Source organism: Streptomyces sp. NPDC085900, from assembly GCF_044540925.1.
Classification (GTDB): domain Bacteria; phylum Actinomycetota; class Actinomycetes; order Streptomycetales; family Streptomycetaceae; genus Streptomyces; species Streptomyces gilvifuscus.
The window spans coordinates 1,006,188-1,020,157 of the sequence record NZ_JBITSP010000001.1 but is presented as its reverse complement, the minus strand read 5'-3'; the positions used below and the strand labels follow the sequence as shown (position 1 = coordinate 1,020,157).

Annotated in this window: 13 protein-coding genes; 9 read left to right on the top strand and 4 right to left on the bottom strand. The window is 73.3% G+C overall.

Annotation, left to right across the window (positions count from 1 at the left end; genetic code table 11):
• The first annotated feature begins 171 nt into the window (after window positions 1-171).
• From aceE to ACIGDI_RS04550, 4 genes are all read left to right on the top strand, one after another.
• Window positions 172-2,874 (top strand): pyruvate dehydrogenase (acetyl-transferring), homodimeric type, encoded by a 2,703-nt coding sequence (aceE, locus tag ACIGDI_RS04565; RefSeq protein WP_399890358.1) that lies wholly within the window; start codon window positions 172-174, stop codon window positions 2,872-2,874.
• Between the two features lie 139 nt (window positions 2,875-3,013).
• On the top strand, window positions 3,014-3,988 hold the full coding sequence (locus ACIGDI_RS04560; protein ID WP_399890356.1) for a helix-turn-helix transcriptional regulator: 975 nt from the start codon (window positions 3,014-3,016) through the stop codon (window positions 3,986-3,988).
• Window positions 3,989-4,044: 56 nt separating this feature from the next.
• On the top strand, window positions 4,045-4,563 hold the full coding sequence (locus ACIGDI_RS04555) for a DUF4240 domain-containing protein (protein WP_200705737.1): 519 nt from the start codon (window positions 4,045-4,047) through the stop codon (window positions 4,561-4,563).
• A 17-nt stretch (window positions 4,564-4,580) separates the two neighbouring features.
• The gene (locus ACIGDI_RS04550) at window positions 4,581-5,120 is read left to right on the top strand and encodes a carboxymuconolactone decarboxylase family protein (protein ID WP_399890353.1); all 540 of its coding nucleotides are present in this window, start codon (window positions 4,581-4,583) and stop codon (window positions 5,118-5,120) included.
• 4 nt (window positions 5,121-5,124) lie between these two features.
• On the opposite strand, the gene ACIGDI_RS04545 is transcribed toward ACIGDI_RS04550, so the two are convergent.
• Entirely contained in the window at window positions 5,125-5,352 is a 228-nt protein-coding gene (locus tag ACIGDI_RS04545; protein WP_200705738.1) for a hypothetical protein, read from the bottom strand.
• A 92-nt stretch (window positions 5,353-5,444) separates the two neighbouring features.
• On the opposite strand from ACIGDI_RS04545, the gene ACIGDI_RS04540 reads away from it, so the two are divergent.
• Window positions 5,445-6,572 (top strand): lipid II:glycine glycyltransferase FemX, encoded by a 1,128-nt coding sequence (locus ACIGDI_RS04540; protein ID WP_399890350.1) that lies wholly within the window; start codon window positions 5,445-5,447, stop codon window positions 6,570-6,572.
• Window positions 6,573-6,574: 2 nt separating this feature from the next.
• Here the strand turns inward: ACIGDI_RS04540 and ACIGDI_RS04535 are convergent, their stop codons facing one another.
• Window positions 6,575-7,357, bottom strand: a complete 783-nt coding sequence (locus tag ACIGDI_RS04535; RefSeq protein ID WP_399890347.1) for a peptidoglycan recognition protein — start codon at window positions 7,355-7,357, stop codon at window positions 6,575-6,577.
• 465 nt (window positions 7,358-7,822) lie between these two features.
• On the opposite strand from ACIGDI_RS04535, the gene ACIGDI_RS04530 reads away from it, so the two are divergent.
• Both ACIGDI_RS04530 and ACIGDI_RS04525 read left to right on the top strand, forming a co-directional pair.
• On the top strand, window positions 7,823-9,007 hold the full coding sequence (locus tag ACIGDI_RS04530) for a MarP family serine protease (RefSeq protein WP_399890344.1): 1,185 nt from the start codon (window positions 7,823-7,825) through the stop codon (window positions 9,005-9,007).
• A gap of 56 nt (window positions 9,008-9,063) precedes the next feature.
• Window positions 9,064-9,177 (top strand): LPXTG cell wall anchor domain-containing protein, encoded by a 114-nt coding sequence (locus tag ACIGDI_RS04525; protein ID WP_107416168.1) that lies wholly within the window; start codon window positions 9,064-9,066, stop codon window positions 9,175-9,177.
• Here ACIGDI_RS04525 and ACIGDI_RS04520 read toward each other — a convergent pair.
• A complete protein-coding gene (locus tag ACIGDI_RS04520; protein ID WP_399890340.1) occupies window positions 9,158-9,646 on the bottom strand; it encodes a GNAT family N-acetyltransferase in 489 nt (162 codons plus the stop codon). The genes ACIGDI_RS04525 and ACIGDI_RS04520 overlap by 20 nt on opposite strands.
• 38 nt (window positions 9,647-9,684) lie before the next feature.
• Between ACIGDI_RS04520 and ACIGDI_RS04515 the strand changes: the two genes are divergently transcribed.
• Together ACIGDI_RS04515 and ACIGDI_RS04510 are read left to right on the top strand one after the other, a co-directional pair.
• Window positions 9,685-10,581 (top strand): TIGR01777 family oxidoreductase, encoded by an 897-nt coding sequence (locus ACIGDI_RS04515; protein WP_399890337.1) that lies wholly within the window; start codon window positions 9,685-9,687, stop codon window positions 10,579-10,581.
• 176 nt (window positions 10,582-10,757) lie between these two features.
• On the top strand, window positions 10,758-12,104 hold the full coding sequence (locus ACIGDI_RS04510) for an NAD(P)/FAD-dependent oxidoreductase (RefSeq protein WP_399890334.1): 1,347 nt from the start codon (window positions 10,758-10,760) through the stop codon (window positions 12,102-12,104).
• 263 nt (window positions 12,105-12,367) lie between these two features.
• Here the strand turns inward: ACIGDI_RS04510 and ACIGDI_RS04505 are convergent, their stop codons facing one another.
• Window positions 12,368-13,840 (bottom strand): regulator, encoded by a 1,473-nt coding sequence (locus tag ACIGDI_RS04505; RefSeq protein WP_399890331.1) that lies wholly within the window; start codon window positions 13,838-13,840, stop codon window positions 12,368-12,370.
• Window positions 13,841-13,970 lie beyond the last annotated feature (130 nt).

The window sequence follows — 13,970 nt, the reverse complement described above, 5'->3', positions numbered from 1 at the left end:
TCTCGGAATCGAGAAGTTTTGCCCCTGAACCCTTTGATCGATCATCGATCAGGGAGTTATTGTCGCCGACGGGCCTGAACCGAGGCCCCGCGCCCTGTCCTGCCAAAGACAAAGGGCACCCCCGAACCCTTACCGATGAGGGAACCCCCTTCGACTGAGGAAGGCGGCGACATGACCGACCCCAACGCCATCCAGCCGAGCGAGCTCGACCAGCTCCCCGACCGGGACCCGGAGGAGACCGCCGAATGGCAGGCCTCCCTGGACGCGGTCGCCAAGGCGGCCGGCCCGCACCGCGCCGCGTACCTGATGCGCCGCACGCTGGAGAGGGCCGAGGGCACCGGCATCGCGCTGCCCAAGCTCCTCGAGACCGACTACGTCAACACCATCCCCACCGCCGCCGAGCCGGCCGTGCCCGGTGACGAGGCGATGGAGCGCCGTATCACCGCGTGGAACCGCTGGAACGCGGCCGCGATGGTGACCCGGGGCAGCAAATACGGCGTCGGCGGCCACATCGCCACCTTCGCCTCCGCGGCCTGGCTCTACGAGACCGGCTTCAACCACTTCTTCCGCGGCAAGGAGGCCGACGGCTCGGGCGACCAGCTCTACATCCAGGGGCACGCCTCCCCCGGCATCTACGCCCGCGCCTTCCTCGACGGCCGGCTGAACGAGACGCACCTGGACAACTTCCGCCGCGAGTCCGGCGGCAACGGCCTGCCCTCCTACCCGCACCCCCGCCGCCTGCCCTGGCTGTGGGAGTTCCCGACGGTGAGCATGGGCCTCGGCCCCCTCTCCGCCATCTACCAGGCCCGCTTCAACCGCTACCTGACCGCGCGCGGCATCAAGGACGTCTCCGACTCGCACGTGTGGGCCTTCCTCGGCGACGGCGAGATGGACGAGCCCGAGTCGACGGCGGCGCTGGCGCTCGCCTCCCGCGAGGGCCTGGACAACCTGACCTTCGTCATCAACTGCAACCTGCAGCGCCTCGACGGCCCGGTCCGCGCCAACTTCAAGATCGTGCAGGAGCTGGAGGCCCAGTTCCGCGGCGCCGGCTGGAACGTCGTGAAGTCGCTGTGGGGCTCCGCCTGGGACGAGCTGTTCCGGCTCGACACCACCGGCGCGCTCGTACGCCGGCTGCGCGAGGTACCCGACGCCCAGGTGCAGACGTACCAGACGCGGGACGCCGCCTACATCCGCGAGGACTTCTTCGGCAAGGACCCGGCGCTCGCCCAGATGGCGAAGCTGCTGAGCGACGACAAGATCCTCGAGTGCTTCCACCTCTCCCGCGGCGGCCACGAGGCCCGCAAGGTGTACGCGGCCTACAAGGCGGCCGTCGAGTTCAAGGGCGCCCCGACCGTGATCCTGGCCCAGACCGTCAAGGGGCACACCCTCGGCGAGGGCTTCGCGTCGAAGAACGCCAACCACCAGATGAAGAAGCTGTCGGTGGACGAGTTCAAGACGATGCGGGACCTGCTCGAACTGCCCATCTCCGACAGCCAGTTCGTCGACGGCGTGGTCCCCTACGGCCACCCCGGCACCGACTCCCCCGAGGTGCGCTACCTCCAGGAGCGCCGCGCGGCCCTCGGCGGGCCGGCGCCGGCCCGCCGGGTGCACCCGGTGGCCCCGCTGCCGGCCCCCGCCGAGAAGGCCTTCGCCGCCTTCGACAAGGGCTCCGGCTCCCAGAACGTCGCCACCACCATGGCCTTCGTCCGTCTGGTCAAGGACCTGGTCCGGGACAAGGAGACGGGCAGGCGCTGGGTGCCGATCGTCCCGGACGAGGCGCGCACCTTCGGCATGGAGAGCCTGTTCCCGTCCCTCGGGATCTACTCCCCCAAGGGCCAGACGTACGAGCCGGTCGACCGCGACCAGCTGATGTACTACAAGGAGGCCAAGAACGGCCAGATCCTCAACGAGGGGATCACCGAGGCCGGTTCGATGGCCGACTTCATCGCCGCGTCCACCGCGTACGCGACGCACGGCGAGGCGATGATCCCGTTCTACATCTTCTACTCGATGTTCGGCTGGCAGCGCACCGCCGACCAGATGTGGCAGCTCGGCGACCAGCTCGGCCGCGGCTTCCTGGTCGGCGCCACGGCGGGCCGGACCACCCTGACCGGCGAGGGCCTGCAGCACGCCGACGGCCACTCCCCGGTGATCGCGGCGACCAACCCGGCCGCCCTCACCTACGACCCGGCGTTCGCGTACGAGGTGGCGACGATCGTCAAGGACGGTCTGCGCCGCATGTACGGCGAGGCCGCCCCGGGCGAGGACCAGAACGTCTTCTACTACCTCACCGTCTACAACGAGCCGCTCCCGCAGCCGGCAAAGCCGCAGGGCCTCGGTGTCGACGAGGGCATCGTCAAGGGCCTGTACCGCTTCAACACGGCGGAGTCCGCGGGCCTGTCGCCGGTGGCCAACGCCCCGCGCATCCAGCTGCTGGGCTCCGGCACCGCGATCCACTGGGCGCTTCAGGCGCAGAAGCTGCTGGCCGAGGAGTGGGGTGTCGCGGCCGACGTCTGGTCCGCCACCTCCTGGACCGAGCTGCGCCGTGACGCGCTGGAGGCCGACGAGGCCCTTCTGCGCGGCGAGGAGCGCGTCCCCTACGTCCGCCAGGTGCTGCACGGCGCCGAGGGCCCGGTCCTCGCGGTGTCCGACTACATGCGCCAGGTCCCGGACCAGATCGCGCAGTGGGTCGAGCAGGACTGGTCCTCGCTGGGTGCGGACGGCTTCGGCCTCTCCGACACCCGCGAGGGTGCGCGCCGGCACTTCGGCGTCGACGCCGAGTCGATCGTCGTCGCGGCGCTGGCCCAGCTGGCGCGGCGCGGCGAGGTGAAGGCGACGGCCGTGAAGGAGGCCCGGGAGAAGTACGGGTTGTAAGTCGACTGCGGGCCGGTCGCGCAGTTCCCCGCGCCCCTGAAGACAGGCGTGCCTGAGCGGGCCTGCCTTTGAGGGGCACGGGGAACTGCGCGATCAGCCCCCCACACACGCGCACCCGAACACGCACGATGATGACCCTATGCGCGCTGCCCGCCTCATCAAGATGGTGCTTCTGCTCCAGTCCCGTCCCTCCATGACCGCCGCCGAGCTGGCTCGCGAGCTGGAGGTGTCGGAGCGGACCGTCACCCGGGACGCCCAGGCGCTGTCGGAGGCGGGGGTGCCGGTGTACGCGGACCGGGGGCGCGCGGGCGGCTACCGGCTGATCGGCGGGTACCGGACCCGGCTGACCGGGCTGGCCCGCTCGGAGGCCGAGGCGCTGTTCCTGTCCGGGGTGCCGGGCGCGCTGCGCGAGATGGGGCTGGAGGACGCCGCCTCCGCCGCCCGGCTGAAGGTGTCGGCTGCCCTCCTGCCGTCGCTGCGGGACGCCTCCCGCACGGCGGCCCAGCGCTTCCACCTGGACGCCCCGAACTGGTTCACCCAGCCCGAGGCGCCCGCGCTGCTGCCCGCCGTGGCGAACGCGGTGTGGGACGACCGGAGGATCACCGCGCGCTACCGGGGCCGGGACGCCGAGGTCGAGCGGACCCTGGAGCCGTACGGGCTCGTGCTCAAGGCGGGGGTCTGGTACCTGTGCGCGCGGGTCGCGGAGCGGGGGACCTACCGGGTGTACCGGATCGACCGCTTCACGGCCGTCGACGGCGACGGGGAGCGTTTCGAGCGCGACGAGGAGTTCGACCTGCCGGCCTTCTGGGACGAGCGGGCGGAGCAGTTCGCGCGGTCGATCCTGCGGGACGAGGTCGTCGTACGCCTGTCGGACGCCGGAGTGCGGGGACTTCCGTACGTCGTCGACCCCGCGTCCGCGCGGGAGGCGCTGGCGGCCGCCGGCTCCCCCGACGCGGACGGCCGGGTGACGGTGACCCTGCCCGTGGAGTCCGAGGAGGTCGCACACTCGCAGCTCGCGGGGCTCGGCCCGGAAGTGGAGGTGCTGGCGCCGCCGCGCCTGCGGGAGCGGTTCGCGGGCGACGCCGCACGGCTCGCCGCCCTGTACGGGACATAACAATCCGCCGCACTCCACGTGCGCCCCACCCGCCCAGGGCCGATGCTGTACCCGTGATGGACGAGACGGAGTTCTGGGAGCTGGTGGACGCCGCCCGCGAGGCCGCCGAGGGCGACCCCGAGGAGCAGGCGGACCTGCTCGTGGACCGGCTGCTCCAGCTGGAGCCCGACATGGTCCTCGACTTCGCCCGTCACTTCGAGGCCCGCTACAACCGCGCCTACACCTGGGACCTGTGGGGCGCGGCCGCCGTGCTGCTGAACGGGGCCGGCGACGACACCTTCGACTTCTTCCGCTGCTGGCTGATCGGACAGGGGCGGGAGGTGTACGAGAGCGCCGTGCACCACCCCGACGCGCTGGCCGACCTCCTGGACGACTTCGACGAGGAGCTCGACGGCGACGGGGAGGAGCTGGGGTACGCGGCCGACGAGGCGTACGAGCAGCTCACCGGGACGGTGGCGCCCGACCTCGGCATCGCGCCGGCACCTCCCGAGCCGGAGGGGACGCCGGTCGACCTGGAGGACGACCGGGCGCTGGCGGAGCGGTATCCGAAACTGTGGGAACGGTTCAGGGACTGACACAGCCGAGGGGGACCATGGCACGCATCCCGTACCCGGAGCGTCCGGCCGACGGCGTCGCGAAGCTGCCCGTGCCGCTGAACGCCTTCCGCATGCTCTCGCACGCCCCTCCGCTGACGGACACGGCCATCGAGATGGGCCTGGCCGTGCTGCGCGAGTCGACCCTGCCGGTCCGGCTGCGCGAACTGGTGGTGCTTGCGGTGGCGGCGGGCACGGAGTGCGAGTACGAGGCCGTCCAGCACGGTCCGGTCGCGCTCGCCTCGGGTGTGACGCCCGAGCAGCTGGCGGCGATCGCCGAACGGCGTTCCGCGGGCGGGGAGTTCGACGAGAGGGAGTCGGCGGCGCTGACCGCGGCCTTCGAGCTGGTGTCCCGGTGCACCCTGTCCGAGGCCACGCTGACGGCGCTGCGCGCCCGCTTCACCGACCGGCAGGTCGTCGAGATCGTCACGACGACCGGCTACTACGTCATGCTCGCGGGCCTGATGAACGGGCTCGGGGTGGACGTCGACCCGTCCGGGGAGCAATTTCTGGGCCTGGCCGGGGACGACAGGCCCTAGCGGCTCAGAGCGCGGCGGTGCGCCTGCGGGAGGAGTCCGACGGGATGTAGGCGTGCGTCTGGTCCGCGACCGCGTGGTGCATCGGGGCCGCGTTGGCCTGGTCGAGCGCGGACGCGGTGACGGCCGCCGGGCCGAGGACGACGGCGGCGGCCGCGCAGAGCGCGGCCCACGGGCCGAACATGCCCTTGGTCCGGCCTTCGGTCTTGTGCGTGGCGATGCTGTGACTGTTCACTTCTTCCCCACCTTCAGTCAGTGCGTGTGCATGACGATAGGGACGGTGCCTCAGGACGATCCGTGAGGCGGCTGGGAGAAACCTGTGAGGCCATGAGCAGCCCGTACGTGAGGGAGTTGACGCGCGAGGAGCATCTCGCGCATCTGCGGCTGCACCCGGACGCGAGCCATCTGCAGATCCCCGAGTGGGGCGACGTGAAGCCCGACTGGGTGGCGGAGAGCGTCGGCTGGTTCGAGGACGGGCCGCTCGTCGCGGCGGCGCTGGTGCTGTACCGCCCGCTGCCCGGGACGCGCCGGTTCCTCGCCTACCTCCCCGACGGGCCCGCGATCGACTGGTCGGACCCGCGGCTGGAACGGTGGCTGGATCCGCTCGTCGCCCACCTGGAGGAGCGCGGGGCGTTCGCGGTGCGGATCGGGCCGCCGCTCGTCGTACGGCACTGGGCGGCGGGCACCGTCACCGCGGGGATCGCCGACACCGGCGTACGGCATCTGCGCGATCTGCCGGCCGCCGGTGTCGACGGGTTCGCGCTGGACGCCGCCGAGCGGCTGGAGCGGCTGGGGTGGCGCCGGTGCGAGGAGGACGACGGCAGCGGCTTCGGGCTGGGGCAGCCCCGCTACGGCTTCCGGATCCCGCTCGCCGGGCGGTCGACGGAGGACCTGCGGAAGGGCCTCGCCCCGCACTTCGAGCAGGCGTTGGGCACCGCGGAGCGGGCGGGCGTGCGGGTCTCCTGGGGCACGGGCGCCGACCTGTCCGACTTCCACCGCCTGTACGCGGCCACGGCCGCCCGCGACGGCTTCAGGGCCCGTCCACCGGAGTACTTCCGGCGCATGTGGAAGGCGCTCAACGCCGAGGACGACGATCGGCTGCGCATCTACCTCGCCGAGCACGACGGTTTCGTGCTCTCCGCCGCCCTCATGATCAACGTCGGTCCCCGGTCCTGGCACTCCTACCCTGCCTCCGGCCGCCAGGGGCGTGAACTGCGGCCCAGCAGCGCCCTGTTGTGGCGCATGCTGTGCGACGCGCGGGCGGCGGGCGCCGACGTCTACGACCTGCGCTCCATCACCCCTGTCCTCACCGAGAGCCGGTTGCTGGGGCGCCTGCGCTTCAAGGCGGGCACCGGCGGGCGGGCCGTGGAGTACCTCGGCGAGTGGGAACGGCCGGTGGGCAGCCAGGGGAAGGTGCTGCAGCGGGCGGTGCGGGTGTATCTCGGGCGGCGGTGACGCTACGGCGTCCTGCCCTGGAGCCGGGCCGCCAGGTCTCTGATCTCCGGGAGGCGGGCGGTGAGGGCGGCGCCGGGGCAGGAGGTCATGTAGCCGTCGTTGTGGCCCGCGAGGGCGGGGAGGATGGCGGTGGTGCCCGCTTTGTAGCGGCTGAGGCTGTTGCTGGAGGTCAGCCGGACCCGGGAGCGGGGGTCGACGTCGGCCAGGCCCAGTTTCCAGGCGGCGAGCGCGGCGATCGCGTCGGTCATGGCCTTGGGGACGGGGACGCCCGCGGTGAACGTGCCGAGGGCGGCGATACCGGCGGTGCGGTGGTTGAAGCCCTGGGTGTGGGCGCCGGTGACGGGGCGGTCGACGCCGCCCGCGCGGCCCTCGTAGATGGTGCCGCAGCGGTCGACGAGGAAGTTGTAGCCGATGTCGTCCCAGCGGCGGGCGCCGGTCTGGCCGGCGTAGAGGTAGCGGATGATGCGGGGCGCGTCGGCGCAGGCGTAGCCGTTGGGCGAGTCGGTGTGGTGGACGAAGACGGCGACGACCTTGTCGTCGTAGCGCGGGGGCGGCTGCGCGTGCCGGGCGAGGTCGTCGAGCCAGACGGAGCGCGGCACGATACGGGGCCTGGCGGCGGGGTGTGCGGTGGGTACGGGGCGGGCCGGGGCGGCCCGGACGGGACGCTCCGCGTTCCCGTGCTGGACCCCGTCCACGCAGAGCACCAGCCCGAGAACCCCGGCGAGCCCGATGAAGCAGGCGGCCCCGACCCGAGCGGCCCGCGGCAGCCGAACCCCGCGCCGCACCCCACGACACCCGACCGGCGCCCTGGCCCCGGCCACCGCCTCCGAAGAGCCGACAGCCCCACCCTCCTCGCTCCCGGGCGGCGCGGCTGCCTCCGTCGGTGCCGGGGTGTCGGGGGGCGCTTCTCCTTCGGGGCGGGCGGCTTCCCGTGCCCCCGCCGGGCTTGCGCGCAGGGCGCTCAGCAGGCGCTGCGCTCGTGGGGGGCGCAGTGCCCGCGTTCGGCACAGCGTGGCGCGTATGCGTGCTGTGCGTCGGCTTCGAGGCGCCCGCGATCTTCGGACCCGCATGGGTCCACTCTCGGCCGGAAAGGCTTCGCCCGCGATGTGTGCTGTGCCACCCGGTGGAACCATCCTCCTGGTCCGTGACGTTTTTCCGGATGGAGGGGACGGGGGAGGGACACGCACACGCACCACTGATCATCGGGACCGTCCCGCGCGTACTAAGGGGTCTGAGAGAAAGGCGGCTCTGTGGACCTGCTCGACATCCTGCTGATGCTGGTGGTTCTGGCCTACGCGGCATCCGGCTACCGGCGCGGCCTGGTCGCCGGCTGTGTCTCGCTCGCCGGGTTCGTCGGCGGAGCCGTCGTGGGCGTGTGGGTGCTGCCCTGGATGATGGACCTGGTGACGGCGGGGACGACCCGGGCGACGATCACCGCGGTGCTGACCGTGCTGGTCCCGGCGGTGGTGGGACACGAGCTGGCCGGGCGGCTGGCGCTCAGGCTGCGGCGGGAGCTGGACCGGGGGCCGCTGCGGGTGGCCGACGGCGTCGGCGGGGCCGCGGCCAACTCGGTCGCCGTACTGATCGTGGCCTGGGTCGCCGCGAGCGTGGTCGGCGTCTCCTCGTCGCCGCTGGTCACCACGGCGATCCGGGACTCGACCCTGCTCGGCGCCGTGCAGAACCTCATGCCGGACACCACCCCGACCTGGTTCTCCCGGGCCACCTCCGCGCTGACCCAGGCGGGCTTCCCGCAGGTCTTCAACCCGTTCGAGAACGAGTCGACGGCCCGGGTGGCCAAGCCGACCGGCGACAGCGTCACGGCCGCCGCCACCAGCGCCGCCAAGCTCAGCACGGTGAAGATCGAGGGGGTCTCCGGCAACCAGGGCCGCGAGGGCAGCGGGTTCGTGTACGCGCGCGAGCACGTGATGACGAACGCGCACGTGGTGGCCGGCATCGACCACCCGACCGTGCGCATCGGCGGGGTCGGGCAGTCGTACGACGCCCAGGTGGTGCTCTTCGATCCCGACAAGGACGTCGCCGTGCTGTACGTGCCCGGCCTCAGGGCGCCGGTGCTGAGGTTCGACGGCGGTGCCGAGCGCGGTGACTCCGCGGTCGTCGCCGGCTATCCGCAGGACGGCGACCTCGATCTGCAGGCGGCGACGGTCGCGAGCCGCGTCGACGCCACCGGCCAGAACATCTACGGCGACGCCACGGTGACCCGCGAGATCTACTCGATCCGCTCCACGGTCCGCCCCGGCAACTCCGGCGGCCCCCTGCTGACCACGGACGGCCGGGTGTTCGGCGTCGTCTTCGCCCGCTCGACCTCGGACGACGAGACCGGCTACGTGCTGACGGCGGCCGAGGTCTCCTCCGACGCCCGGCGTGCGGCGGGGTCGACGGCGGCGGTGGACACGGGCGATCTGGTGACGTCGTAGCGCGGTCCCCTGCCCGATGATGGAGGGCCGGTCCCCCACACCCGCCGGAGGCTGCCGTGCCCGTCTTCTTCCTGATCTCCCTGCTGGTGGCGGGAGGCGCGCTCTTCCTGGTCGTCCGCAGGCGCCGCGAGGCCGCCAACCGCGATCAGGTCAGAGACTGCACCCCATGAGGACGTCGTCCACGTACGCGCCCTCCAGCAGGAACTCGCCGGGCAGTACGCCCTCCACCACGAAACCCTCGGTCTCGTACAGCCTGCGGGCCGGGGCGTTGTGCCCGAGGACGCGCAGGGTGAGCCGGCGGGCGCCCTGCCTGCGGGCCTCCTCCCGCACCGCGCGCAGCAGCGCCCGCCCGACACCGGCGCCGCGCGCCTCCTCGGCGACGACGAGCCCCTGGATCTGCCGGACATGCGAGTTGCAGACCAGCGGGGTCGGATAGGCCAGCCGGACGTAGCCGACGACCGTGCCGTCGAGTTCGGCGACCAGGTGGTCGCGGGGGCCGAACCGCTCGTTGTAGAAGGGCTCGTACGGCGGCCGGGGCCGCGGCTGTACGGAGTGCAGCGGTGACCAGGTGACGCGGTCGAGGCGGCCCAGTGTCTCCTCGTCGTCGAGCGTGGCGTGACGTATGTGGGGAACGACCATAACGGCCACCTTATGAGTCCTCTGAGGAGAATGAGTCCATGCAACGATCTCGAATCGCGGTGGCCGGTGCGTCCGGACTCATCGGCGGCGCCCTGGCGCGGTCCCTGAAGGCGGACGGACACGAGGTGGTGCGGCTGGTGCGCCGGGCGGCCCGTGCCGAGGACGAGGTGTGCTGGGACCCGGAGGGGCGGTATGTGGACGCGGCCGGACTGGCCGGGTGCGACGTCCTGGTCAACCTCGCCGGCGCCGGGGTCGGCGACCGGCGCTGGACGGACGAGTACAAGGAGCGGATCCGCAACGGCCGGGTGCTCGGCACCGCGGCGCTGGCCGAGGCGATCGCCGGGCTGGAGAACGGGCCGCGGGTCTTCGTGAACGGCAGCGCGATGGGGATCTACGGCGAGACCGGCGACCGGGCCGTCGACGAGAGTGCGCCGCCCGGCCGGGGGTTCCTGCCCGAGCTGTGCGTGGAGTGGGAGGCGGCAGCGGCGCCCGCGCAGGAGGCGGGCGTACGGACCGTGTTCACGCGGACGGGTCTGGTGGTGTCCGGGCAGGGCGGGGCCTGGGGGCGGCTGTTCCCGCTGTTCAAGGCGGGGCTCGGGGGGCGGATGGGCGACGGGCGGCAGTACTGGTCGTACATCTCGCTGCACGACGAGGTGGCCGCGATCCGGTATCTCATCGACACCGACGGGCTGTCCGGGCCGTTCAACCTGACGGCCCCGAACCCGCTGACGAACCGTGAGATCACCGCGGCCATGGGGCGCGTGCTGCACCGGCCGACGCTGTTCGCCGTGCCGGCGCAGGTGCTGCGGACCGTGCTCGGCGAGATGGCCGGGGACGTGCTGGGCAGTGCGCGGGTGCTGCCGAAGCGGCTGCTGGAGTCGGGCTTCACCTTCACGTATCCGGAGATCGAGCAGGCGATCCGCGCCGCACTCTGAGCGCCACCCTGCGCAGCCACGACGTGACCGCATGCGACCGTTGTGCGACCGTGCCCTGTTCATGCGCGACTGCCCTTGACCGATCGCGGCCCTAACCTCGACCCGAACTCGGGTATTCCTGGAGCCCGTTGGGGGCATGACGTCTCCACCGGCCGCGCAACCTCGAGGAGGGGCACGTGCTTGAGCCCGCGTACCAGGCTGACGTCGTGATCGTGGGGGCCGGGGTGGCCGGCCTCTCCGCGGCGCATAGGCTGACCAGCGCAGGAGTGACGACCGCGGTCCTGGAGGCCGCCCCGTGTGCGGGGGGCCGGATGTCGACCGAGAAGGTGGACGGGTTCCGGCTCGACCGCATCGGGCAACTGCTGTCGACGGCGTATCCGGAGCTACGGCTGACGCCCGGTCTCGACGCCCTCGTGCTGCGCCCGTTCGCGCCGGGCGTCCTGCTGCACAGCGACGGGCGGCACCACCGCGCCGGGGCGGTGGCGAGCGCGGGGGGCGCACGGGGCGCACTCCATGCCGTACGCGCCCTGGCGAGCGCCCCTCGCGCTACGGGCGCGCTGCGGGCGAGCGCCCCGCTGGGCACCGCCGTCGACCAGGCCCGGCTCGGCTCGGCGCTGACCCGGCTCGCGGCCATGCCGGTGGAACGGCTGCTGTCCCGGCCCGAGTCGCCCGCCCGCCAGGCCCTCGCCGCGCGCGGTGTGCCCGCCCGCACCGTGGACGGCTTCCTGCGACCGCTGCTCGCGGCCCTGCTGTGCGACCCGGAGCTGACGACGTCCAGCCGGTGCGCGGATCTCGCGCTGCGCTCTTTCGCGGCCGGGCGGCTGTGCGTGCCGGAGGGCGGCGCCGAGATGCTGCCGGAGCTGCTGCGACGGGGGCTGCCGCCGGGCACCGTGCACACCGGGGTCCGGGTGACCTCGGTCTCCACCAACGCGGTGACCACCGCCGAGCACGGCGAGATCCGCTGCCGGGCGGTGCTGCTGGCGACCGACGCGCGGGCCGCCGCCGAGCTGCTGCCGGGCCTGCGCGTCCCGGACTTCCACCGGCTGACGGTGGTGCACCACTCGGCGGACGAGGCGCCGGCGACTGGCGCCTCGCTGCTCCTGGACGCCGACCGCGGCGGCCCGGTCGCACACACGGCGGTGGTCAGCGCGGTGGACCCGAGCCGGGCCCCCGCGGGCCGGGCCCTGATCTCCTCCACGGTCCTGGGGCCGCCCCCGGCCGACCTCGACACCGCCGTCCGCATGCACCTGTCGCGCCTCTACGGCACCTCGACCCGCCGCTGGGAGACCCTCGCCGTCCACCACACCGCCGAGGCCGTCCCCGCCATGCGCCCGCCCCACGACCTGCGCCGCCCGGTGCGTCTGCTGGCCGGCCTGTACGTGTGCGGCGACCACCGGGACACCAGCACCGTCCAGGGAGCCCTGCACTCGGCCCACCGCGCGTCGACGGCCATCCTGACCGACCTCGGAGCGGCAACCCCGATGCACACCTCCGACCCCCTCCCCACGCCCCAGGCCGCCTAGAGCGCCCCGAAAGGGGCGCGGGAAACTGCGCAACCAGCCACAACGACCCCGCACCCAGCACCCCGAAAGGGGCGCGGGAAACTGCGCAACCAGCCACAACGGCCCCGCACCCAGCACACCGAAAGGGGCGCGGGGAACTGCGCGACCAGCCACAACGGCGCCGCACCCGGCACACCGAAAGGGGCGCGGGGAACTGCGCGACCAGCCACGACGGCGCCGCACCCGGCAAAGCACCCCCGCCGTCACGGCGCGCCCCCGCCCCCTCAGCCCAGCGCAGCGACCTTGTCGCGATACCCCCGCACCGGCGCCGAGTCCTTGTACGGCTCCAGCCTGCGCTCGAAGTCCCGCACGTACTCCGTCGCCCGCACCGACCGCATCTCCGCCGCCGCACCCGCCGCCTCCGCCCCCAGCGCGCAGGCCTGGTCCAGTTCGCCCAGGCCCAGCCGGGCGGAGGCCAGCACCACGCGGCAGAACAGCCGGCTGCGGGCGTACGCCGGCGCCCGCAGCTGCAGCGAGCGTTCGGCGTGCTGCGCCGCCGCCCGGAACTGCTGCAGGTCCCGGTGCGCGTGCCCGAACTCGTCGGCGAGCTGCGCCTCGTCGAAGAACCGCGCCCAGTACGGCACTTCGTCTCCCGAGCGCGCCGCCTCCAGCGCGCGCTCGGCCCGTACCAGGGAGGCCGTGCAGTTGCGCACCTCGCCGAGCACGCCGTGCCCGCGCGCCTCGGCCGCGTGCAGCAGCGCCTGCACGACCGGCGGGGCGTTGGTGCCCACGCCCTGCTGGGCCACCCGCGCCAGTTGCACGGCCTCGCGCCCGTGCCCGAGATAGACGGCCTGCCGGCTCATGGTGACCAGCACGTACGCCCCGTACGCCCGGTCCCCCGCCGCCTGCGCGAGCCGCAGCGACTGCACGAAGTACCGCTGGGCCAGCCCGTGCGCGGCGATGTCGTACGAGGTCCAGCCGGCCAGCCGGGTCAGGTCGGCGGCGGCCGCGAAGAGTTTGCGGCCGGTCTGCTCGCCGTAGGCGCCGCGCAGCATCGGCTCGCACTCGTGCTCCAGGTAGCGCACGAGGGCCTGGCGGGCGTGTCCGCCGCCGTACATGTTGTCGAGGGTGCGGAACAGCTCGCCCACCGAGCGCAGCGCGGCGATGTCGCCGGCGGTGACCCGCTGGCCGTGCCCGCGCTCGCCCTGGCCGCGCTGGCGCGGGACGCCCGGGCGGCCCTGCACCGGGATCTTGGGGACGGCCCCCGTTCGGGCCACGCCGGGTGCGGGGGGCGGCTGCTCGCCGCGGGCGACGCGGTCGTCGGCCCGGCCGATCAGCCAGTCCCGGCTGGGCACCACCAGCCCCGCCGGCGTGAACGCGATCTTGCGCAGTTCGGCGTGCGAGCCGGAGTCCTTGCGCCACAGGCCGCCGACGATGTCGACGGCCTCCTCGGGGGTCGAGGCGAACTCCAGCCCGGCGTACACCGGCGCACAGGCGTCGAGCCCGAGGTCCTGGGCGGTGAGCCGGCGCCCCAGCCGCCGGGTGAAGACCTCGGCGATGAGGGCGGGGGTGGTGCCGCGGGGCTGCTGTCCGCGCAGCCACCTGGTCACGGACGTCTTGTCGTATCTCAGGTCAAGCCCGTGTTCGAGACCGAGCTGGTCCACGCGTCGGGCGAGCCCCGCGTTGGAGAACCCCGCTTCTGCGATGAGCGCGGCGAGCTGTCGGTTGGGAGTGCGCTGCGCGGGTCGTTCCGTCATCTGCGGTGCGGTCTCCTGCCTTTCGGGCCTACCCCGCGGCCGACCTGGCCGCCGAGGTGCCCGGATTGCCTGTGAGCAGCCCTTATGGCCTCTGTGAACGGCGCGAATGTAGCGGAGAGTGAGCATGCGG